Here is a 21079-nt window from a genome sequence, read left to right as displayed (position 1 = left end):
GCAAATGAGCGCTCTCGGACAGGCAAATCATTGCTCGATGAACCTGCGAAGCGTTTCGCGACCTCCCACATACCGATGATGACAGACAGTGGAAGGCCGCGAAGTGGTTTGGTTCCGCCGGTTCCTCAGGCTTTCGCCTTCTTCTTCGGGCGCAGCACATGCACGTGGTCGGCGTCGTAGAGGGCGCTGTCGCGGAAATCAGCTGCAGGCTTCAAGGCATGGCCGACGAAGATCAGCGCGGTGCGGGTGATCTTGGAGGCACGCACTTCTGCGGCAATGGTCGACAATGTGCCGTGAATGAAGGCCTCATCCGGCCAACCGACGCGGTAGGCGACAATCACCGGGCAATCGGCACCGTAATGCGGCGTCAACTGGCGTTCGACTTCCCGCAGGTTCCTGATCGACAGGTGAATTGCCAGCGTCGCCCCGCTCTTGCCAAGCGTGTCCAGGTCCTCGTTATTCGGCATCGCCGAGGATTTCATTGCCGTGCGGGTGACAATGATGGTCTGGGCAACTTCCGGGATGGTCAGCTCGGTCTTGAGTGCAGCGGCCGCGGCCGCGAAGGCCGGCACGCCCGGGGTTACATCATAATCGATGCCGAGTGCGTCCAGACGGCGCATCTGCTCCGCCGTTGCACCGTAAATGGAAGGGTCGCCGGAATGAACCCGGGCAACGTTCTGGCCCTTTTCATGGGCAGCCTTGATCTCGTCGATGATCTCGTCAAGCGTCATCGGGGCCGTGTCTATGACGCGTGCACCTTCCGGCGCGGCGGCAACGATCTGTTCAGGCACCAGCGAGCCTGCGAAAAGGCAGACCGGGCAGGATTGGATGAGCTTCAGGCCACGAACGGTGATGAGATCGGGATCGCCAGGTCCGGCGCCAATGAAATGAACGGTCATGATTTGTCATCCGTTTCGAGAATGTCGGAAATGTCGGTCGTCACGTCTGCCATCTGGGACGAAGGCGCGGCTTCAGTGGCAACTGGTGCTGCTTCCACCGGCTTTGGTGCGTCGATCCGCTTGGCATAACCGCGCGGCGTATAGACGAAAGGTTTCCCGTCACCGCGCATGACGGTGCGGGTGTTGGTCGAGCCGACCAGCACGGTGGTCAGCATGTCGACATCGTCGACGCTGAGCGCATGCAGACTGGTGACGCGGATGGTTTCCTCGGGCCGGCCAAGATTGACGCCGAGAATGACCGGTGTCGCTGCCGAGCGGTGCTCCAGCAGGATTTCCTTTGCGGCTGCAAGCTGCGTGCGGCGGCGTTTGGACACCGGGTTGTAGAAGGCAATCACGAAGTCGCCCTCGGCCGCTGCCCTCAGGCGCCTTTCGATCACCTCCCAAGGGGTGAGGAGATCGGACAGCGAGATCGCACAGAAATCATGGCCAAGCGGCGCGCCGATACGGGCCGAGCAGGCCTGAAGGGCGGAAATGCCCGGCGCATTTGTGACGCTGACCCGCTTGGCGGCATCCGACACACCGCCATACTCCTCATTCCTGTGCAACAGTTCATAGACCAGCGAACCCATGGCGTAGATGCCGGCATCACCGGAGGAAATCAGCGCGACATTCTTGCCCTTGCCGGCTTCTTCCAGCGCAAAGCGGACGCGGTCCTCTTCCGCGCCAAGCGGGAAGTTGTGGTGGGTCTTGCCGGTAATGTGCTGGTCAACAATGTCGAGATAAAGCGAGTAGCCGACAACATCGGTTGCTTCCGCCAGAAGCTTGGTGGCCTCCGGTGTGCGCCAGTCGTCCTTGCCCGGACCGATACCGATAACGGACAGATGCCCGCGAGCCCGGCCGACCGTGTCGGTGTCAATCCACTTCGGAGACCGTGCAATGGCGCAAGTTGCGTTTTCGGTTTTCTGCTTTTCGACCTTCAGTGTTCCAAAGGCTCCGGACACGGCCAGTGCAGCCCCTTCCGAAACGCCGTAACAGCCGACTTCCTTGAAGACGACGGGCGACGGGTTTTTCAGGCGCGGGGTCTCGCGCTGCAGGTCTTCTGCGGAAAAGACCCGAAGCGGCACATCCAGATGCGCGGCGAGAGCATTGACAGCGGCCTCATCTGCCTTGAGGTCGATGGTCGCGATGCAGGCAACAGCGCCCTTGGCAATGTTGGCACCCGCCAGTTCGGTCTCGACCAGTTCGATCAGTTCGGCCGCATCGCACCCGCGCGCGCAGCCGACGCCAACAGCATAGCGCTGCGGGTGGTAGACCAGACGCGTCGGGCCTGCTTCTTCCGGATGTTCGGTTGCCGAAAGCGTGATGGCGGCATCGTCTGCCTGCTGCAGCTTTGCCTCTTTCAGCCAATCGGCGCGGCCTTCCAGGCGGACGGGAGCGCCGGAGAGCAGCTCGGCCATCACCGGTTTTGCATCTTCCGGATTGGCGAGACGCCAGCCGCGGGGCGGGGCGTCGAGCGCAACACCAAGCTTGGTATCCCCAGCCGTCGTGATCGCCGCGTGCCCACCGAGAGCGCTGGCCAGAAGCTTGGCCAGTTCGTTGGCACCGCGATGCCCGCCGAGAAGCGGCACGACACTCTTGCCGTCTTCCGACACGGCGATCACCGGCGGTTCGCTTGTCTTGTCGGACAAGACCGGTGCAAGCGCACGGATCAGAATGCCGCTGGCGCAGAAGCCGACGATCGGATGACCGGCCTGAAACAACAGGCGGATATGGTCGATCGTTTCGTTGAACTGGGTGTCCGCTGTCGGCACACGGCCGGCAAGCCCGTGGATGCGGGCGGTTGAAAACCGCCTGGCGATCACTTCGGCAGCGGCAAGGCCAGCCTGGTTCAGGACGAGTAGGATGGGGGAAGCGTCCACGCTTCTTCTCCCTTGTAGATGAGGATCATGGAAAAATAGGGGGCGGTGTCGGTCTCAAGGTCGATGAGCCGATGAACCTTCTGCTCCGGCAGGCTGGCACGTTCCACGTAACCGGCCTTTTCCAGCAGCCCCATGTCGGAAAGCAAGGTCTTCAGCCGTGTCAGGTGACGGCCGACCTTCATGATGGCAACCGCCTGGGCTTCTTCGATCTTGCGGCGGATGTCCGCGTCCGGAAGCGGGCCAGGAATGACGGTTAGTACATCGTTTCGTGCCGTCAGCGGTCGTCTCAACTGAGCGGCGCAGGCTGTCAGCGAGGTGACACCGGGCACGATTTCTATCGTGAAACGGTCGGACAGGCGCTCGAACAGATACATGAACGAACCGAAGAAGAAGGGATCTCCTTCACACAAGGTCACGACATCCTCACCGTTTGCCAAAACGGCGGCTATCTCTTCGGCGGCCTTGTCGTAGATCTCCTGTGCCGGGAACCTGTCGACTCGCATCGGCACGACAATCGGGATTTCCCGCACGCCGACAGGGATCACAGCAGAGGCGATTGACCGGGCAAAGCTTTCACCGGAATCGGGCGCGGGGTAGGCAATTACCCGTGCGGTTGTGATCAGCCTGTGCGCCTTCAGGGTCATCAGCTCCGGATCGCCCGGGCCAAGACCTACGCCATAGAGTGTGCCCGTCATGATCTCGTCAGGCTCCACTGCGTCACGGGCATCAAGGGACGCCATCCGGTCAAGCCGCCGACGGCGCTTGCCCGGTGAACGGAAACTTTCTTCAAAGTGCCTCCATGAGACTGATAGGCGGAGAGAAGTATGGCCTCGCTCTCCAGGGTCACTGCATTGGCGACAAGCCGCCCCCCTGGGCCTAGCGCTGCAAGACAGGCCTCGATCACACCGGAGGCTGTCAGGCCGCCGCCAATGAAGATCGCGTCCGGCTGTGGCAGATCGTGGAGGCCCTCCGGAGCGGTCGCGTCCAACAGTTCCAGATGTGGGACGCCAAGCGCGACAGCGTTTTCAGCCGCCATTTGCCGCCGTTCCACATGCGGTTCCAGGCCGATGGCCCGGGTTCGGTCGGCTGCCCGCAACCATTCGATGGCAATCGAACCGCAGCCTGCACCGACATCCCACAAGAGTGCGCCTGGGTGAGGCTTCAACTCCGCCAGGGTGATGGCGCGGATGTCCTGCTTGGTCATCTTGCCGTCGTGGCGAAAGGCATCATCGGCAAGGCCGGGTGTCCGCGCACGGAACCGCACACCGGGGTCGGCAATCACATCCAGAGCAAGTGTGTGAAAATCGGCAACCTCGGCAGACCAGTCTTCCGCGGTACCTGCAACGCACCGTTCCCTGGTGCCGCCGAGATGCTCCAGAACCGTCATCCGGCTGCGCCCATAACCTTCGTCGGCCAGGAGGTCAGCCACCTGGCGGGGAGTTTCCGCATTGCTGGTTAGACACAGGATCCGGGCGCCCGGGTAAAGCGATGCCCGCAACAGATCAACTGGTCGACCATGAACCGACAGGCAGTCGGTTTCCTGCAAGGCCCACCCCATTCGTGCGGCAGCCAGCTGGAAGGCGGACGGCGAGGGCAGCACCATCAGCTCGTTTGCAGGGAAATGCTTCAGCAAGGACGAGCCGATGCCGAACCACATGGGATCGCCTGTCGCCAACACCGCGACGTGCTTCTGCCTGAGCGCTGCCAGATCTTCGAAGACGGTTGCAAACGGGCTGGGCCATGTCCGCTTCTCGGCAATGATCCCGCCCGTCAGCTCCAGGTGTCGGGTGCCGCCATAAACGATGTCTGCACCTGCCAGGGCTTCTGCGCCACCCGGAGCCAGAACACCGTCCTCGCCCAGGCCGACCAGCGTCAACCACGGGCGCTTGTCTGTGGAGGAAGTCATTTGTCCTCCAGACGATAAGGTTTGATCACCGGTTTTACCGACAGGTCCTGTGGCGCGCCGCTACTGTTTGGCGATACCTGCCGGGCACCCCGCGACCGGTGATGGACCGGCTGGTCACCACTGCTGTCCGTAGGCGTCTTGACCGAACCACCCGGCTGGGACAGGAAACCGCGTGACCGCAGAGGCTTTTTGCTGCGAACGGATTTCAATCCGATTGGTTTCTCGTCGTCTTTCGGCGGACCTCCGGCCATCTTACGTTTCCTCCGGCAGGCCGGCGGCAAGAGCGTTGACTGCGGCGGCAGCCATGGCCGATCCGCCCCTGCGGCCGCGAACAGCCAGGAAGGGTACCTTGAACGGATTGGAGATCAGAGCTTCCTTGGATTCCGCGGCGCCCACAAACCCGACCGGGAACCCCAGAACCAGCGCCGGTTTCGGTCCGCCGGCGGCAATCATTTCAAGCAGATGGAAGAGGGCCGTCGGTGCATTGCCAACCGCAACGATGGCTCCCTCCAGCCTGTCGCGCCAGAGCTCGACCGCAGCAGCCGAGCGGGTCGTGCCGAGCTCTTTGGCAAGGGTCGGAACCGCGGGGTCGTTCAAGGTGCAAACCACGTCGCAGTCAGCCGGAAGTCGTGAGCGAATGACGCCATGCACCACCATCTCCACATCGCAAAAGACGGGTGTGGCCCGCGCGAAGGCATCCTGCGCGGCAGCCAGGATATTCTCCGACCAGGCAAGATCCTGCGGAAGGTCTGTCATGCCGCAGGCGTGGATCAGACGCACCGCGACCGGTTTCAGCCCGTCGGGTAGATGAGACAGTTCTGCTTCCGACCGCACGATTGAAAAGGACTGGCGGTAAATCGCCGCCGGGTCCTTTTCATAGTCGTAGGACGGCATGGTTTCGGTGCTCACGGCAGCCTCAGTCTCCGCGGTTCAACGACCGGGGGCCGTGCGGATGGTCTGCGTGCGGGTAGGGGTGGTGGTGGTGATCGTGATCATGCCCGTGGCTATGCCCATGCCCATGCTCGTGCGAATGATCATGAGAGTGGCCATGATGATGCGCATGATCATGCCCATGGTCATGGGAATGATCGTGATGATGATGACCATGGTCGTGGTGATGATGACCACCCGCCTGCACCTGCTTTTCGCAGGCCCCGGTGCAGATCTCGTCACACAGCTTGCATTCTGCTTCTGCACCGAGGCCTTCCACGTGATGGTGGTGGCTTTCCTGGGCCAGACCCACTTCGGCTTCGAAGCCAAGGACCTGCTCGCGGTACTTGCACATCTGGCAGTTCATCAGATTGGCGCCCTGCAGGATCTCCTGCACCCGATCGGCCATCGTGTCGATCACCTGCGGGTGGTCGTTCAGATAACCGGCTTTCAGGAATTCGATTTCCGGATGTTTGGCGGCAACTTCGTCCGTGGTCGAATAGATCCGCTGGACCAGTACGCCGGTGAACAGGAAATAGGGGAACACGATGACGCGCTTGTAGCCGAGCCTTGCCGCATGTTCGAGACCGGGTCCGACCAGGGGGAAGGTGACGCCGGAGTAGCAGGTTTCCGCCCAGCCGAAACCGAAGCCTTCCCAAAGCATGCGCGTAATCTTGGAGACGTTGGAGTTCGCGTCCGGATCGGAAGCGCCGCGCCCGACCACCATCAGCAGGGTCTCGTGCAGCGGCACGTCGCTGTCGGCAGCGTCGATCGCTTCCTGAACACGGGCAGCGGCGGCTTTCACCATGCGTGTGTCGACGGCCAGTTCGCGGCCATAGGAGATCGTCATCTCCGGATGCATGGCCTGATAGGTGTTCAGGACCGAGGGAATGTCGTTCTTGGCGTGACCAGCGGCAAACAGCATGCCCGGCACGGCCAGAACGCGGGTGCAGCCGGCCTCGCGCAGCTTGTTCAATCCGTCATGAATGACCGGGTTGGCGAATTCCAGATATCCGTATTCCACCGGCCAATCGGGGAAGCGAGCCGTCAGGCCTTCCGCCAACTGTGCAAATTGCTTTACGGCACCCTTGTTGCGGCTGCCATGACCGCAGATCATCAGTCCGAGTTTTTCGCTCATTGAGCAGCTTCTCCGGCAGTCTCGTCGTCTTCCGGACGGGCTTCAGGCGCGTCTTCGGCTTTTTTCTGCTTCTTGTCTTTGAGGGCGATGATGCCGGCGACGAGCGCGGCACCGGCAAGGGCTGCGACCCCGACCCAGTGGGAATGACCGGCTAGTTCGCCAAGATGGCCCCCATGGGCAAAGGCGGAGGTAGGCAGCGCGGCGGCAAGGCCTGCAAGGATGGTCCGTCTGATCATGTCTCTCCCCAGTGGCTGATGCCGGATCGGCAGCGTGGCAACAGGCGTCGGGAAGAATGAAAGCAAACACGCGCAAAAGCCGGCGGAGCCGGTTGATCTGCAGATGCCTTGGACAGCTCCGGCCTTGGTCCCCTGCTTGGGTCAACCTCATCCGGAATGGCTTTCAGTCCCTCCACGGGACGCCGTCAGGTGGGCGCACCTTAGGGGAGTGGCCATAGCGGATCAAGCATGAAAGCGACATCCATTGGCACGAGGCAGCCATGGCCTGAAACCGGCAATCGTTGCGTCTTGCGGCTCCCTGAAAAGAACCGGTTTGTCTTTGTCATCCCTTTGGATTAGTGATCAACCTGTCTCGATTCGGGGTAAGTGGGGCGTGGAAAACTTCCGGCAAAAACATCCGGACCTCATGGCGGCAGCCAGGCTACTGCTACTGCTGCCGTTTCTGGTCACGGCGCTTGTGCCCAAGGGGTACATGCCGGACGTGCGCGCGGATGGCGGTTTTACCGTCACGCTGTGTACCACCGAGGGCCTTCGCACTGTTACGCTGGATGCGAACGGTGCAGAAATTCCGCCGGGTTCCGACGAGAATAGCCCTGCGGAAAAGGCCTCCCGCCATTGCGTCTTTGCCGGTGTCGGTGCGTTTGCTGCGCCTGACAGGTTGCCTTTCCTTTTCGTGCAGGAAGAGATCTCCCGCCAACCGGGTTCTCTACCTGCAAAGGTCTGGGCTTCCAGCACTCCGCGCGGCCGCAACTTTGCCCGCGCACCGCCGCTCAACGCGTGATCTTTCCGAACCTTATCTGAATTCGTTTTGAACCCGAGGTCTGTCCGGCTTTTGCCGAACGGACGCACTCGGGTGTGGAGATCCCATGAGCAACATCCCTTCGGACGCTGTAAATGCGTCTACCTCCAGCCGATTTTACCTGGCTGCGTGGCGTTGGCACTTTTACGCCGGTCTTTATGTCGTGCCGTTCCTGATCATGCTGGCCGTCACTGGCCTTTCGATGATGTTTATTTCCATTCTTGATGGCCGCGATGGGGAATACATCAAGGTTGCAGTTGCCGGCGAACCAGTGGCGCTGTCGCAGCAGGCCGATGCTGCGCTGGCAACGCGCGGGCAGGGCGCGAGCCTGGTGGAATGGATCGGCGCCAAGACCGCCGACGGAGCCAATGTCTTCCGCGTCAACGACGCGGGCACCAATTACATGGTGGCAGTTGATCCTTATTCGGGCTCAGTTGTTGAGAGCTGGATCCGGCGTGACGGCTGGTATGACTTGCTGAACGACATTCACGGTACGCTGCTGATCGGCGATCTTGGTGATCGTCTGATCGAAATCGCGGCCGGCCTTGCCATCGTGCTGATCGTGACCGGCCTTTACCTGTGGTGGCCACGGGCAGGCAGTGGAAATGCTCTTGTGCCGGATCTTCGTGCAAACGGTCGTGCGCCCTGGAAGAGCCTGCACAAGGTGATCGGCGCCTATGTTTCTCTTATCCTGCTGGTCTTCCTGGTCAGTGGTCTCTCCTGGGCCGGTGTCTGGGGCGAGAAATTCGTTCAGGCCTGGAGCACGTTTCCAGCCGAAAAATGGTCAAACGTGCCTCTGTCCGACGACACCCACGCCTCGATGAACCACGGCTCGATAAAGGACGTTCCCTGGGGGCTGGAACAGACCAGCATGCCGATGTCCGGCTCTGATGCCGGCACCGATGCGATTGTTGCCGGAACGCCGATTGATCTTGACAGTATTGCCGCGTTCGGCCGGCAAATCGGCTTTGAAGGCCGGTTCCGGGTGAACCTTCCCGGCAATGAAACCGGTGTCTGGACCATCAACCAGGATTCCATGAGCAACGACTCAGAGAACCCGATGGTCGACCGCACGGTGCATATCGATCAGTACTCCGGGCGGATCCTGGCTGATGTCGGTTTTGCGGATTATTCCCTGCCGGCCAAGGGCATGGCCATCGGCATTGCCTTTCACGAAGGCGACATGGGGCTCTGGAACGTTGTGCTCAACACCCTATTCTGCCTGTCGGTGATTTTCCTTTGCATCAGCGGGCTGGTCATGTGGTGGCTGCGACGGCCGAAAGGCTCAGCTCTTCGGGTTTTTGCACCGAAAATGCCGGATGACCTGCCGCATTGGCGCGGCGCGATGATTCTGATGCTGGCCGTCTCCCTGGCCTTTCCGCTGGTCGGCATCACGCTATTGAGCGTGCTGGCGCTGGACTATCTTGTTGTCAAACGCGTGCCGGTTCTGAGAAAGGCCATCGGATGACGACGTGCGGGGAGTCTGACGAGGCCACTGTTCTGCTCCTCAACATTGCTGTTACCCCGGATAGGCGCTGCGCTTATCCGGGGCGATACGCATCCAAAATTTTGATCGCAGTGTGCGGCAGCAAGCTGCGGCCAATGCTGCCGGCTTACTTGTGCCGGATCACCATCAGCGTAATGTCGTCATGCACCGTTTGTGTGTCGATATGGGCCTTGAGGTCCGCCAGGATGCCTTCCAGCACCCGCCCGGCCTTTGGTGCAGCGTGGCGGCGGGCACTTGCGACCAAGCGGTCCAGACCATACAGCACACCGTCCGGGTTTTCCGCTTCGGTCACGCCATCCGTATAGAGAATGATGAGATCTCCGGGACCGAACGCCAGTTCCCTGGTTTCGATGAATGGTTCGATGTCTTCATCGAGGCCGATGGGGAAGCCGAGATCGACCGTATCGACGATGTCGCATTGGCCGTTTTCGCGCAGAATGATCAGTTCCTCGTGCTGGCCCGACAAGGTTACCTTGTTCGGTTCGAAATCGAGGAAGGACAGCGTCAGGTGCTTGTCGGTCCGGGTGCGCTTCAGGTTGCGGCAGATGGCGCTGTTGAGTGCAACCAGGAACTGGCGCGGATCTGACGGTCCGCGTTCCTGCAGGGCGACGGCGATGGACTGAACCATCAGCATCAGAACGCCGCTTTCCAGGCCATGGCCGGTCACGTCGCCAATGCCGATCTTCACCTTGTTGTCCAGCTGCAGCACGTCGTAATAGTCGCCGCCAACTTCGTCTGCCGGTTCCATGAATGCCGCGATTTCCAGTTCATGAATGCCGCCAAGCTCATCCTTGGTCGGCAGCACCATCATCTGGATCTGCCTTGCGACTTCAATTTCCGCTCCCAGCCGAAGGTTTTCGGACGTCAGCTGCTTGTTGAGATGCGCGATTTCCGTATTCGCGTGCTCCAGATTGACGTTCATCCGGTGAAACCGCGTTGCCTGGTGCCATTGCAGGGCGGTGACCGCAGCACCGATCGCCCCTGCACAGCCAAAGTAGAGCAGCAGATATTTGAACGACCAGAGGTTTGCGGCAATGGGTTGGCTGATGGTGATCGCCTGAATGCCACGCACGTCGCCCGTCTTCCAGTCGGTCTTGGGGCTTTCCGGGTGGCTGTTGTGACAGGACACGCAGGCCTCGCCCATCATGACGGGGGAGGCGATCTGGATCTTTCGGTCGAAGATCGATCCTTCGTAGGCAATCTCCAGGTCTGCAGGATCACGGCTTTGTCGGAAATCGTTCAGTGCCTTGATCTCGAAAGGTGTCAGGTTGTGTGATCCGCGCTCCATGAACGGCAGATCCGACACGAATCGGTATTGCAGATTATGGTCGTTGCCGCCGATCACTTCCCCAAGCTCGATGGAGAGCGTGGCGGGAATCGGAATGCCGCCTGGCGTTTCGTGATATTCATGTGTCGGGGTGATGTTGCCCGGCGCCTGTTGAACCCGGGCGATCACGTTTTGCGCGTAATAGGTCCGGATCTTGCCGATGGCCTGGTCCAGGTCAACCGCCTGCGAGCGCAGGGAGGCATCTGAAATGGCGCGCAGGTCCATCCACACGGCAACAGGCAACATGCCAAGCCCGATCAGCACCAGAACCAGAAAAACCGCCGGTCGTTCGATGAGCGTGAGCCAGAATTTGTCGACGCGGCGGGGTTCTGTCTGCTTCATGGGGAAACCTGATTTTCAGTATGGATTGAAACGGAATGCGGATCGGCAAGAAAGCCTGAAGGGAAACCCGATCAATCTCGCCATTATGACGGTTGTCTGCCGCAACGGCCACAGCTCGAGATGAGATTTTGCAGTCTTGTTTTCAGCACGTTGAGGCTGTCTAGTAGGATGGTCGAGTTCCAATGCGCAAGCGGGGCATCATGCAAACTCATCTTGTTTTCACAGTCATTGCAAAGGACCGGCCAGGCCTGGTCGAGCGGATGGCGGAAATCATCGCCGGCACCGGCGGCAACTGGATCGAAAGCTCCATGGCCCGCCTCGGCGGCGAATTTGCAGGCATCGTGCGCATCGCGATCGAGGGGCTGCATGCGGACAAACTGGTGGAAAAGCTGCAAGCTCTTTCCGCCGATGGCATCGATATCACGCTTCGCTCCGACCAGACCGGTGCCGAGCTGCCGGAAGGCGCATCCGCTCATCTGGATCTCGTCTCCCAGGACCACCCGGGCATCTTGCGGGATATCACCCGCGTTCTTTCCGAAAAGGGTGTCAGCATCGAGCATCTGGAAACGGAAGTCGTCTCCGGCTCGATGCAGGGAGAGGCCCTGTTCAAGGCATCTGCCGACCTGCGCCTGCCAAGTGGACTGGACCCTGCAAGCCTGAGCGACGCACTTCAGGAGACGGCAGGAGACCTGATGGCGGACATCAATCTGATTGACTGACGTCGCTCAATCCTGCCAGAGGGAAGCGACACGACACAGGCTTAGCAGGACAGAGGCTGCAACTTCATGCTCGACCGGCTGGATTTTACCGGCAAACTATGGCTGTCCGCCGGCCCAGGCGGCTGGACCTTTGTGACGTTACCGCCGGCCTGTGCCGATCAGATCCGGTTTTTCACAGGAAGCCATAGAGGCAGCGCCTGGGGCATGATCAAGGTAACGGCGTGGATCGGCGAGGCCGAATGGAGCACCACCATCTGGCCGGACAAGGCGTCGGGCTCGTTCCTGTTGCCGGTCAAGTCGGCCGTGCGCAAGAAAGAGAAGATCGCAGCCGGAGACACCGTTGACGTATCACTTTGGCTTCAGGTGCCGCCGGGTTTCTGACGGGGAGGGCTGTTTGAGCTTTTGAGTTCCGTCGGTCAGGCTCGTTCAGCCGGATCCGGGCAGGCGGACTCAGGCGGCAAGCGCCCAATCGGCCGCGTCCGTGCGCGCCCCGATCAGTGCAAGGCCGTTGGCAACAGACGTCAGCTCGTTGCCGCCGGAAATCCGCTCCTGGCCGAAGCGCTCCGCAAACTGGCGGCGCACGGCAGGCACGAAGGAGGTGCCGCCGGTCATGAACACCCGATCGATGTCAGCTTCGCTCAAACCGGCCTTTTCCAGCGTGACATCCAGCGCCAGATCCATCTTCTTCAGGTCAGGCGCAATCCAGCCGTCGAAGTCCGCACGTTTCACAGTTGCCCGGAAGTCCAAACCGAGCGGGGCAAAAGTCAGCTCCGCCTCGTCAGCAGACGACAGGAGGGCCTTGGTTTCCGAGACGGATTTGTAAAGCGGGTAGCCCTGGTCTTCTTCCACCAGATCGATGAAAAGCTCAATCTTCTCCGGTTCCACGCAGTAGCGCAGCAGCTTCTTCATTTCCTTGAAGTCGTCTGATGTCTTGAAAATTGACAGCATGTGCCAGCGGGCGAAGTTGGAAAAGAGGTTGGGCGGGATCTCCAGGATCTTGCCCATGCTCCGGTAGGTGGTGCCCTTGCCGAGCTTCGGCAGAACCACATTGTCGATGATGCGATAGTCGAACGTGTCACCGGCAATGCCGACCCCGCCTCGGCCAAGTGGCGTCGCTTTCAGGTGCCCGGCTTCGGTCTCGAATCGCATGATCGAATAGTCGGTCGTACCGCCGCCAAGGTCGGCAACCAGGATGGTCGTGTCCTGTTCCAGCGATTGCGCATAGGAAAAGGCCGCCCCGACAGGCTCCATAACAAAGAGGATGTCTTCAAAACCAACCTTCTGAAACGCCTTGCGATACCGCTCCATCGCCAGCTCTTCATCCGGATTATGCCCGGCAAACTCCACCGGCCGGCCAATAACGAGCCGCGTTGCCGCGGGATCAAACGCAGCGCCGGCCCGCTCGAAAGCCCGCTGCAGAAACGTCGCCATCAGATCTTCAAACTCGAACCGGACCCCGAAAACTCCGGTCCCCTTGAAAACGCGGCTCGCCGCAAAGGTCTTCAGCGACTGGATGAACCGCACATCCCCAAAGCTCTCCAGAAACTGCCGGATCGCCCAGGGCCCGACCTCCGCATTCAGCGCCTTGGCCGGCCCCCGGTCTAGAAAACTGAGAACGGTCGGAAGCGATGTGAAGCTGCTTGAGCCGTCCTCAAACGTGACCGGCATCGTCGCAGGCCCGTCGGCGAGCACTGCGACTGTGTTGGAGGTACCGAAATCGAGGCCGATGATATTAGGCATGAGCTGGGATCCTGATCAGTTCCAGGCCAAGGCGCTTGCCGCTGGCGCGGCCGACACCATTCGGCAGGACAAAGGTTTGGATGCTGGAGTGCTCGGGTTCGATACGAACGAAACACTGATATGGCAATAGGCAAGAGGGAGTCTGGATCGCTCTCATGCTCATCGACCAATCGGTGTCTGCCTGACAGCGTTGTGCCCGAACGGTTCTGGAAGGTCTCCTATAAAACTCTTTCCACAATACATGAGCCCGCCGGCGGCGGCTTCGCATCATGCGATCGGAAGTGTGTTGTTTCCAACGTCGTCTCCGTGGAAGTTGACCCACGGGCGCGGGGCCTTTAGATGAGCGGTTCCATAATTTCGCCCGATCGGACTGGAAACTAACACAAGGGCGTTTTACGGTCTGCAGCGCAAGAAACTGATCTGGTGTGACGCAATTGTATTCTGAACCTCTTCACAAGGGACTCCAACGGCAGTTTGCCATAGTCTTCGCACTCGTTGTACGTGAAATGACAACGCGCTACGGAAACAAGTTTGGCGGATACATGTGGGCCGTTCTCGATCCAGTGTTGACCATTGCGATCCTTACCTTGGTGTTTTCGGGGATCGCTCATGTTCCGCCGCTAGGGCGGAGTTTTACGTTATTTTTCGCGACGGGCTACGCAGCGTTTTATATGTACCGTTCGACGTCTGATCAGGTTGCTTCGGCCATTGACGCGAACAGGGCTTTATTGAACTACCCGGTCGTACGCCCTTACGATGCAGTTATTGGTAGGATTGTCCTGCAGGTCGCTACGCTTTTCGTCGTGAATTTACTTCTGTTCGGAGGGCTATGGTTTGTGGTGCCGTTCGAACAAATCGATCTCGGTCCTATCTTGCTGGCGTCCTTGATCGCCATCGTGCTTGGTGCTGGTGTCGGGGCCTCCAATATAGTCTGGTTTCACCTGAGCAGCACCTATCAGCAGGTCTGGGGCATTATAAACCGGCCGGCTTTCATCATCTCTGGCGTGTTCTTTTTACCTGACACTGTTCCGCATCCCTTTCGGGAGTATCTGCTCTGGAACCCACTTGTGCATGTCGTCGGATTGTTCCGCACCGGATTTTATCCTACCTACCGTGCCAATTACGTGGACATGCCCTATATCGTCGGCCTTGCCGTATTTTCGATCGTTTTTGGGCTTTTTCTCATTTGGTTGTTTGACGCAAAACTGCGAGAATCGAAATGATTCGACTGGACCGACTTACAAAGGCGTTCAAGCTGAAAGGTGAGACGCGCTACATTGCTAAGGATGTAACCTTCACTGTCCCACGCGGCAGAAGTGTCGGTCTACTCGGGCGGAATGGAGCGGGAAAGTCGACGCTTCTGAGACTAATTGCGGGCACCATCAAACCGACGTCCGGCCGGATCATTCGATTGGCAAACGTATCTTTTCCACTAGGGTTCCAGGGCAGTTTCAACGGGTCTCTAACCGGGGAACAGAACGTGCGATTCGTCGCTCGTATCTACGGTCACGACACCGATGAACTTGTTAACTATGTGCAGGATTTCGCCGAACTGGGAAAATCCTACTATATGCCTGTCAACAGCTACTCGTCCGGGATGAAAGCCAGGCTCGCATTCGGGGTCAGCATGGGTATCGATTTCGACTACTACCTGGTGGATGAAATCACGGCAGTAGGCGATTCGAACTTCCAGAAAAAATGCAGGCGCGTTTTTGAGGAAAAACTACAGAATTCAGACATAATCATGGTATCGCATTCCAACGCTGCATTGAAGGACTATTGCACAACTGGAATTGTGCTAGAAGATGGGTTGTTAACGTATTTTGCTAACATTGATGATGCCATCGCGTTACATGATGAAAATATGGCTCGCCGCTAGGTTTGCCCGCTTCGGTTCAAGGTTTGAAAAATGTCTTCTGCAGAAAAATTAGCTGAGAGTGAGGCGTCACCCGGGTCTAAAGGCGCCGTTTTCAAGCTTCCGTCCAAGAAGGATGGCCCGGTAGCAAAAAAAACGTGAGAAAGACGGTAAGCTCGTATCTCGTCTGAAGAAATCCGGCCTTGATCCGCAGAAGCTCCTAGATCTCGCCCTTCCGGGCACGACCGCAAAGTCGGTCGCGAAGACCCGGCACAGATTGATCATACTCGGCTTCTTTCTATTTGTTGCGCTGCCCTCCGCCGCCTTTTCTGCCTACATGTTTTTTTGGGCGAGTGACCAGTATCACAGCACGGCAGCTTTCGCGGTGCGTAGCTCTAATACTGTCGCACCTATGGAAATTCTCGGCATGGTGATGGGCGGCGGCGGCGGATCTGAGTCGACGACCTCAAATAGCTATATCGTCACGGACTACATCCAGAGCCAAGCGATTCTGGAGGACCTGCCCAAGGAACTCGATCTGCAGACGATCTTCAATCGCGAAGCGTCGGATTTCCTTTTTTCGATGGGAACAGACCTGCCGATCGAAGACCAACTCAGTTACTGGAACGGCATGGTCGACGTGAGTTTCGATGCAACTTCCAGTGTAATATACGTCGATGTCCGTTCATTCCGGCCGACAGATTCCGTAGTGATTGCGGAAGCGATCCTGGAACGCAGCGAGATCCTAGTCAACAAACTATCTGAATCCAACCGGCGTCAGTCAGTGCGATATGCCGAGGAAGCGCTTGCGCGAGCCGAGGCGCGGCTCAAGGCAATTCGCAAGCAGATGCTAGCCTATCGTCAGGAAACGCAGGAAGTCGATCCCGAAGCGAATGCGGAAATTGCTGCGGAAATGATTGCTGGCCTCGACCGGGAGCGGGCCAGCCACGAGGCTGAGAAGGCCACCCTGATGAGTTATCTTGACGAGGATTCTCCGCGCATCCGGATGCTGGACCAGCAGATTGCCGCTCTTCAGGGCGAGATCGCCTCAGTTCGTAAGCGACTCGGCACCGGCGGGACAGGCTCCGGCGAAGCTGGGGATCGCCGCAATAACCTCTCCCTTAGGCTAGCCGACTATTCGGAATTGGCGGTGGAAGAGGAATTTGCGCAGCAGCTTTATGTGACCTCGCTGGCGAGCCTTGAAAAGGCGAGGCAAGAAGCCGACAACAAAAGCCTCTATCTGGCGACATTTATTCGGCCGACGCTCTCGGAAGAAGCCCAGTATCCGAGCAGGTTCCTCTATTCTCTTGCGGTTTTCCTGATGCTGACCGGTCTGTGGTCAGTGGTCGTGTTGCTTTATTACAATGTTCGGGACAGGACCTGATCATCGGGGTGTGACTTCGAAAACCGTTTTCCGGAACCGGATTGAACACAAACATGCTGATCGGCATTGCTACATCCGGCCTTTGGCGTCTGCGGTATGCGGTTGAACTTATGACCGGCTGCACAGCTTGCCGGCTTCCTCCTTTGGGGTTGGGCGTTGACGCGATAGCTGGCTGGGGTCACAAGCCGACCGCTGACCGGGCGCGTGAAATCGCAAGATTGCAGGGCATTCCCTATATCGCCTTCGAGGATGGGTTTCTGCGCTCGATCAGTCCCGGAAACAGCGAAAAGCCGCTGTCCATGGTGATGGACCGGACGGGGATATATTACGACGCCAGGCAGCCGAGCGACCTTGAAGCAATGGTAAGGATGCGCGCGTCGTCGCCGCAGCCGCTTGCTCAAATACGGCTCTCAATGGAAAATCTCAGGAAATCGCGTCTCTCAAAATACAATAACTCCAAAATTCTAGATGCGTCGGCCCTGCAGTTGAAAGCCTCAAGGCCGGAGGATCGCGTACTTGTGGTTGATCAGACGGCCGGTGATGCTTCGATAGCTGGGGCCATGGCCAGCGAGGACACCTTTGCAGAGATGCTGGATGCCGCTGCGACGGAAAACCCGGGTGCAGAAGTAATAGTCCGCGTCCATCCTGAAGCCAGGCTCGGCAGAAAATCCGGACATTTTGGATACGAGAGGCTGCAAGAGATTGCGAAAGCCAGACCCGAGGTAGAGAAAGCGCTCAAGACCGACTTGTTGAGACTGACCGCGGAGCCAATCAATCCATGGTCCTTGCTGGAAGCGTGTTCGACCTTGTATTGCGTTTCCAGCCAACTCGGCTTCGAAGGTGTGATGGCTGGTTGTTCGGTACATTGTTTTGGAGCGTCATTTTATAATGGATGGGGTCTCACAAATAACAGGTCGAAAAAAACATTAAATGGCCGTGAAAAGGTCAGTATCGAAGTTTTGTTCGCAGCAGTCTATTTGGATTACGTAAGATATATAGATCATGAGGAAAGGAGAATTTCTAGCTACGAAGATACTATTAGTAGGCTATTGTTCAATTTATTAGAATAAGCGAAAAAATTTTTAATATATATCTTGAAAGAGGTTACTTCTCTCCGGGGCACGTGAGAGCGTGCAGAGACAAGGGTACTGATGAAATCCCAACACAAATCGAGATCCTACATCGAGCAAGGTCTAGCAAGAAATACAACAGACACTGCGTTCCAAATCAAAGCTGACTTCACATGACACCCTAGAGCATGTCCGCTCAATCTAGGATCATTTGATGTGGAAAAACAGTTCACTCGGCGAAGTGCGATGCGGTGCAGCGGTCAAGCGGCGTAAAGCTGCCGATGGACTGCTTTGCGTCACCCGATAGGCCGGGCTTTTGCGTCCGCTGACCGCATTGGTTTGCGCTTGTGGTGGAACCGCACCACTGCTCGCAACCCGCCTGTTCAGCAAAGGCAATCGCTCCAGTCGAATGAATCTACATAGAGTGGACATACTCTAGACACCAATGAGCTAATCGGAGAAATGACGCTTGTAGCCAGCTGGGATGATCAGCAGGGGTAAAAAATGTAGTCGCGTCTGAAGAAGAATGCCCGCTCGTATCTAACCAGATGCTTGATTAAATCCCCGGACGGTACACCGCTCTCATTGCTCTCCAGTGGGTTCGCTACAGTGCCCGCCACCGAGGGAAAAGTCAGGCAGGCGACCAACTTGTTCAGGCTGCGCGGCTTTGCTGCGAACAGCCAGGCTGAAGGTCCGTTGAGTGTCATTAGGTCAGACGCGCAGATTTTATCCGGATCGGTAGGCAAGCCTGACAAGCCGCCAAATGGCCAATAGCCACGCTTGCTAAACACCGCAATTCCCGGATAGACAACAAGGTCAGCTTCTTGCGGATCCTGCAGGCTGCGTAAATCTTCGACGGACTGGCTCGCCACGTCGGGATCCTTGCTGAGCGGAACACAGACAGCATCGGCACCGCGGAGTCCGATGTCTGCCAAGTCAGCAACGAAACGCACGACCCGCTGCCTCGAATCCGTGCCACCAACTTTATAACCCTCTCCCGACTCCAGTTTGCATTCGTCCAACTCTTGGAACGAATTCACGGAGTATTCGATGTCTTCCACGTAATCTGGAACCAGATCGGCACAATGCAGATGAAGCCCGCCCTTTTCCCGAAGAGCTTGCCAGATGATGTGGCGGGTGAGTACCTTTACCGCAGCGTTTGGTCTTTCTGAACTGCAATCTCGCTCGAACAGTTCTTTGTACTGAACCTTTGGAAAGGCATCGAGTTTCCCCCCGATGGTGGCATCCCGAATCACAAATCCGTTTTCTTTTGCGACCTTGTTGGCGTGTTGGTAGGCTTTGTAGCAATTTTCGAGTTTCGGTAAATGCCACTTCTTTCCTCTTCCAAAGTAATTTGGATGAAAGTGATTTGGATCATCTTCATTGGAAAGAATAGAATTGGCTTTTATTTTGGAGTCTTTAGGGACCTTGTAATCAAAATCGACGCCAATTAGGATAATGTCCTTGAAGCCAAGAAACTTGGCAATCTGGAAGTTCAGATATGTGACAGTCTGACCGACATAGGCTGTCTTGGAGATATCAAAACTGAATCTGGGTTCGCAGAAGTACTTGCTGCTCTTGTAGTAGAACTCCCAATTCACCGGCAGAAAAAAGTGATTTTCGCGCTCTCCAACTGCTTCTCTATACTTGTTTGGAAAAAATTTGTACTTGCAATCTAGTGCGCGAATCTCCGGCAGGTTATCATCAACGACGTGATTGTCCTCCACTGCATAGAAAGTTGGCCTGAAATTTGCGATCTGTTCAAGAAGGTAGACACCATTAACGCCGAAAGTATATTCGTTACGCAGCTGCCACAGGTCTGTTTTGTTGAGCGACGGTCCGTTTCCGATGATGAAACACCGGTGTGAACTGAAACGGTCCCGCAAGGATTCAAGGCGATGCCGGTCTTTTTCGGAGATCTTTTCCTGTTGGGAGGCTGCATATTTTCCCGTCTTGAAACCTCCCGTATTTTGATCCTGGTCTAGAAGAACGCTTTTTTCTTCATAGATTTCAAGATTGACACGCGCCGGGTATTTTCTGCCGGAGGCTTCGCTGTTTTCGGTAAAGACTTCTCTCGCCAATCGTTCGATGTCTTCATTCGCCTTAAGACCGGGAAGCGCGTGAACCATAGCCGCCATGAAACGCTGCTCATGTAGTGGCAAGCCACTGATCCTCGTGACGTATTTTTCCCGATCCTTCAAGTAAATACGCTGGCAAGCTTGTTTTATCGCGGTAAGTTTCTCAACCGTACCTGTTGGTTTGTCTGTGAGCGAAAACCTGAGGTCCTCGTAAAGAACCCGTTTCAAGTACAAATTCGGGAATTGCTCCCAATGGTGTTTTGCATAAAGGTGTGCAAATGCACGGTATTTAAGCACACTGAAGGCGTGCCGCTGGTCAGATGCAACCCTTTTTGAGTGGCGCTGGTCCGTGCGGTGCAACAAAACATTTTCCGTATCGACGTAGTTACTGTAACCCGCTTTTTGCGCCCGGATTGCAAAGTCGCTGTCCTCGAACCCATAAGGATCGAACAATTCGTCCAACTCGCCGATTTCCTCAAGCAGGCCTATTCCAAAGAACTGACAACATCCTGGAATATTCGAGACGGTGATTTCGGTGTGGGCAGCATCAAAAAAGAGCTGGTGAAAATTAGCCAGCAGCTTAACGGAGCTTATCTTCTGATTATTGAAGGAAGGAAATACCGTTTCAGTTATCGCAGCAGAGATGAATTCCATATTGAAGTAAGCGAAATCGTAGTCAGCGACCATACCGGCATGATCAACAAACTCGTGCCTGAATTTGCTCTGGATGGCCTTCTTGATTTCCGCAGCGGCAGGTAACTTCCGATCGGCTTCCAGATCCTGCAAGAGTGCTGGCTGCTTGATTCGCTCCAGGCGTTTACAGACTTCAGGGTAGTCAAGCACAACCGGACCGACAATGCCCGGCTTCTCCATTCTTCCGTAGAAGGCTTTTATTCGTCCAAGGTAATCCGAAGGAAGGATCGTATCGCTATCGAGCAGAGCAATTGCGTCGAACGCGTTTCGGCCTATTTTCGAGAACAAAAAATTCCTGGAACTCGCAACTCCGTATTTTTTGTCCGACTGAAAATACTTAATACGGTCGTATTTCGCACAAAAATTCTTGAGGGCGCTATCACTTCCGGAATGCAGGAAAACATAAACCCCGTCATCACTCTTCAACTGAGGAAGCAACGACTGAATACAGAGTTTCGCCACTTCCACTTCGTTGGGCATAGCCACAATCAAGACGGCAGTTCTAAGCGGCATCTAAATCACCATTTGAAGATAGAA

Annotated in this window: 19 protein-coding genes and 2 pseudogenes; 9 read left to right on the top strand and 12 right to left on the bottom strand. The window is 57.1% G+C overall.

Translation table 11 applies throughout. From position 1 onward, the window contains the following. Nucleotides 1-125: 125 nt before the first annotated feature. From cobM to ACP90_RS20780, 8 genes are read right to left on the bottom strand one after another with little or no spacing between them, the layout of a single operon-like run. On the bottom strand, nucleotides 126-899 hold the full coding sequence (gene cobM / locus ACP90_RS20815; RefSeq protein ID WP_023001619.1) for a precorrin-4 C(11)-methyltransferase: 774 nt from the start codon (nucleotides 897-899) through the stop codon (nucleotides 126-128). After that, nucleotides 896-2818, bottom strand: a complete 1923-nt coding sequence (gene cobJ / locus ACP90_RS20810) for a precorrin-3B C(17)-methyltransferase (RefSeq protein WP_062489809.1) — start codon at nucleotides 2816-2818, stop codon at nucleotides 896-898. Before cobJ ends, cobM begins: the two co-directional genes overlap by 4 nt. Beyond that, nucleotides 2788-3513 carry a precorrin-2 C(20)-methyltransferase gene (gene cobI / locus ACP90_RS20805; RefSeq protein WP_201030501.1) on the bottom strand — a complete coding sequence of 242 codons (726 nt, stop codon included), beginning with the start codon at nucleotides 3511-3513 and terminating at the stop codon, nucleotides 2788-2790. The genes cobJ and cobI overlap by 31 nt, the downstream gene beginning before the upstream one ends. Further along, on the bottom strand, nucleotides 3510-4724 hold the full coding sequence (locus ACP90_RS20800; protein WP_062489806.1) for a bifunctional cobalt-precorrin-7 (C(5))-methyltransferase/cobalt-precorrin-6B (C(15))-methyltransferase: 1215 nt from the start codon (nucleotides 4722-4724) through the stop codon (nucleotides 3510-3512). Before ACP90_RS20800 ends, cobI begins: the two co-directional genes overlap by 4 nt. Next, a complete protein-coding gene (locus tag ACP90_RS20795; RefSeq protein ID WP_062489804.1) occupies nucleotides 4721-4975 on the bottom strand; it encodes a hypothetical protein in 255 nt (84 codons plus the stop codon). The genes ACP90_RS20800 and ACP90_RS20795 overlap by 4 nt, the downstream gene beginning before the upstream one ends. 1 nt (nucleotide 4976) lies before the next feature. Next, entirely contained in the window at nucleotides 4977-5618 is a 642-nt protein-coding gene (locus tag ACP90_RS20790; protein ID WP_062491837.1) for a precorrin-8X methylmutase, read from the bottom strand. A 22-nt stretch (nucleotides 5619-5640) separates the two neighbouring features. Continuing rightward, nucleotides 5641-6792: a sirohydrochlorin chelatase gene (locus tag ACP90_RS20785; RefSeq protein ID WP_062489802.1), complete on the bottom strand. Its 1152-nt coding sequence runs from the start codon at nucleotides 6790-6792 to the stop codon at nucleotides 5641-5643. After that, on the bottom strand, nucleotides 6789-7028 hold the full coding sequence (locus tag ACP90_RS20780) for a DUF6732 family protein (protein ID WP_031269597.1): 240 nt from the start codon (nucleotides 7026-7028) through the stop codon (nucleotides 6789-6791). The genes ACP90_RS20785 and ACP90_RS20780 overlap by 4 nt, the downstream gene beginning before the upstream one ends. A 406-nt stretch (nucleotides 7029-7434) precedes the next feature. On the opposite strand from ACP90_RS20780, the gene ACP90_RS20775 reads away from it, so the two are divergent. Both ACP90_RS20775 and ACP90_RS20770 read left to right on the top strand, forming a co-directional pair. Beyond that, nucleotides 7435-7809: a DUF2946 family protein gene (locus ACP90_RS20775; RefSeq protein ID WP_062489800.1), complete on the top strand. Its 375-nt coding sequence runs from the start codon at nucleotides 7435-7437 to the stop codon at nucleotides 7807-7809. An 85-nt stretch (nucleotides 7810-7894) separates the two neighbouring features. Then, on the top strand, nucleotides 7895-9295 hold the full coding sequence (locus tag ACP90_RS20770; protein ID WP_062489798.1) for a PepSY domain-containing protein: 1401 nt from the start codon (nucleotides 7895-7897) through the stop codon (nucleotides 9293-9295). 145 nt (nucleotides 9296-9440) lie between these two features. Here the strand turns inward: ACP90_RS20770 and ACP90_RS20765 are convergent. Together ACP90_RS20765 and ACP90_RS28815 are read right to left on the bottom strand one after the other, a co-directional pair. Then, nucleotides 9441-10244: pseudogene (locus ACP90_RS20765) on the bottom strand (PP2C family protein-serine/threonine phosphatase); the annotation flags it as partial. 144 nt (nucleotides 10245-10388) lie between these two features. After that, nucleotides 10389-10886: pseudogene (locus tag ACP90_RS28815) on the bottom strand (DUF3365 domain-containing protein); the annotation flags it as partial. A gap of 317 nt (nucleotides 10887-11203) precedes the next feature. Here ACP90_RS28815 and ACP90_RS20760 point away from each other — a divergent pair. Continuing rightward, nucleotides 11204-11722, top strand: a complete 519-nt coding sequence (locus ACP90_RS20760) for an ACT domain-containing protein (RefSeq protein ID WP_062491835.1) — start codon at nucleotides 11204-11206, stop codon at nucleotides 11720-11722. A 66-nt stretch (nucleotides 11723-11788) separates the two neighbouring features. Further along, a complete protein-coding gene (locus ACP90_RS20755; protein ID WP_062489794.1) occupies nucleotides 11789-12103 on the top strand; it encodes a DUF1905 domain-containing protein in 315 nt (104 codons plus the stop codon). Nucleotides 12104-12172: 69 nt separating this feature from the next. Here ACP90_RS20755 and ACP90_RS20750 read toward each other — a convergent pair whose 3' ends face one another. Next, a complete protein-coding gene (locus ACP90_RS20750) occupies nucleotides 12173-13462 on the bottom strand; it encodes an Hsp70 family protein (RefSeq protein WP_062489792.1) in 1290 nt (429 codons plus the stop codon). Here ACP90_RS20750 and ACP90_RS28810 point away from each other — a divergent pair. From ACP90_RS28810 to ACP90_RS20730, 5 genes are all read left to right on the top strand, one after another. Next, the gene (locus ACP90_RS28810; RefSeq protein ID WP_286145694.1) at nucleotides 13461-13592 is read left to right on the top strand and encodes a hypothetical protein; all 132 of its coding nucleotides are present in this window, start codon (nucleotides 13461-13463) and stop codon (nucleotides 13590-13592) included. The two genes, ACP90_RS20750 and ACP90_RS28810, sit on opposite strands and share 2 nt — an antisense overlap. A gap of 304 nt (nucleotides 13593-13896) precedes the next feature. Continuing rightward, on the top strand, nucleotides 13897-14685 hold the full coding sequence (locus ACP90_RS20745; protein WP_006939261.1) for an ABC transporter permease: 789 nt from the start codon (nucleotides 13897-13899) through the stop codon (nucleotides 14683-14685). Beyond that, the gene (locus tag ACP90_RS20740) at nucleotides 14682-15341 is read left to right on the top strand and encodes an ABC transporter ATP-binding protein (RefSeq protein ID WP_062489788.1); all 660 of its coding nucleotides are present in this window, start codon (nucleotides 14682-14684) and stop codon (nucleotides 15339-15341) included. The genes ACP90_RS20745 and ACP90_RS20740 overlap by 4 nt, the downstream gene beginning before the upstream one ends. Nucleotides 15342-15594: 253 nt before the next feature. Beyond that, a complete protein-coding gene (locus tag ACP90_RS20735) occupies nucleotides 15595-16701 on the top strand; it encodes an RkpR, polysaccharide export protein (protein WP_145915817.1) in 1107 nt (368 codons plus the stop codon). 53 nt (nucleotides 16702-16754) lie between these two features. After that, a complete protein-coding gene (locus ACP90_RS20730) occupies nucleotides 16755-17771 on the top strand; it encodes a beta-3-deoxy-D-manno-oct-2-ulosonic acid transferase (protein WP_062489785.1) in 1017 nt (338 codons plus the stop codon). A gap of 488 nt (nucleotides 17772-18259) precedes the next feature. Here ACP90_RS20730 and ACP90_RS20725 read toward each other — a convergent pair whose 3' ends face one another. Next, the gene (locus ACP90_RS20725) at nucleotides 18260-21055 is read right to left on the bottom strand and encodes a 6-hydroxymethylpterin diphosphokinase MptE-like protein (protein WP_062489783.1); all 2796 of its coding nucleotides are present in this window, start codon (nucleotides 21053-21055) and stop codon (nucleotides 18260-18262) included. Nucleotides 21056-21079: the final 24 nt, after the last annotated feature.

The sequence above is a fragment of the Labrenzia sp. CP4 genome (assembly GCF_001579905.1).
Lineage (GTDB): Bacteria > Pseudomonadota > Alphaproteobacteria > Rhizobiales > Stappiaceae > Roseibium > Roseibium algicola.
This window is presented reverse-complemented; position numbering and strand designations above follow the sequence as displayed.

Bases quoted from the DNA above. Each gene is read 5' to 3' on its own strand.
- ACP90_RS20740 (WP_062489788.1), top strand. From the start codon at position 14,682: ATGATTCGACTGGACCGACTTACAAAGGCGTTCAAGCTGAAAGGTGAG.
- cobM (WP_023001619.1), bottom strand. From the start codon at position 899: ATGACCGTTCATTTCATTGGCGCCGGACCTGGCGATCCCGATCTCATC.
- ACP90_RS20800 (WP_062489806.1), bottom strand. From the start codon at position 4,724: ATGACTTCCTCCACAGACAAGCGCCCGTGGTTGACGCTGGTCGGCCTG.
- ACP90_RS20780 (WP_031269597.1), bottom strand. From the start codon at position 7,028: ATGATCAGACGGACCATCCTTGCAGGCCTTGCCGCCGCGCTGCCTACC.
- ACP90_RS20775 (WP_062489800.1), top strand. From the start codon at position 7,435: ATGGCGGCAGCCAGGCTACTGCTACTGCTGCCGTTTCTGGTCACGGCG.
- ACP90_RS20790 (WP_062491837.1), bottom strand. From the start codon at position 5,618: ATGCCGTCCTACGACTATGAAAAGGACCCGGCGGCGATTTACCGCCAG.
- ACP90_RS20795 (WP_062489804.1), bottom strand. From the start codon at position 4,975: ATGGCCGGAGGTCCGCCGAAAGACGACGAGAAACCAATCGGATTGAAA.
- ACP90_RS20755 (WP_062489794.1), top strand. From the start codon at position 11,789: ATGCTCGACCGGCTGGATTTTACCGGCAAACTATGGCTGTCCGCCGGC.
- cobI (WP_201030501.1), bottom strand. From the start codon at position 3,513: ATGACGGGCACACTCTATGGCGTAGGTCTTGGCCCGGGCGATCCGGAG.
- ACP90_RS20785 (WP_062489802.1), bottom strand. From the start codon at position 6,792: ATGAGCGAAAAACTCGGACTGATGATCTGCGGTCATGGCAGCCGCAAC.
- ACP90_RS20725 (WP_062489783.1), bottom strand. From the start codon at position 21,055: ATGCCGCTTAGAACTGCCGTCTTGATTGTGGCTATGCCCAACGAAGTG.
- ACP90_RS28810 (WP_286145694.1), top strand. From the start codon at position 13,461: ATGAGCTGGGATCCTGATCAGTTCCAGGCCAAGGCGCTTGCCGCTGGC.
- ACP90_RS20750 (WP_062489792.1), bottom strand. From the start codon at position 13,462: ATGCCTAATATCATCGGCCTCGATTTCGGTACCTCCAACACAGTCGCA.
- ACP90_RS20730 (WP_062489785.1), top strand. From the start codon at position 16,755: ATGCTGATCGGCATTGCTACATCCGGCCTTTGGCGTCTGCGGTATGCG.
- ACP90_RS20770 (WP_062489798.1), top strand. From the start codon at position 7,895: ATGAGCAACATCCCTTCGGACGCTGTAAATGCGTCTACCTCCAGCCGA.
- ACP90_RS20760 (WP_062491835.1), top strand. From the start codon at position 11,204: ATGCAAACTCATCTTGTTTTCACAGTCATTGCAAAGGACCGGCCAGGC.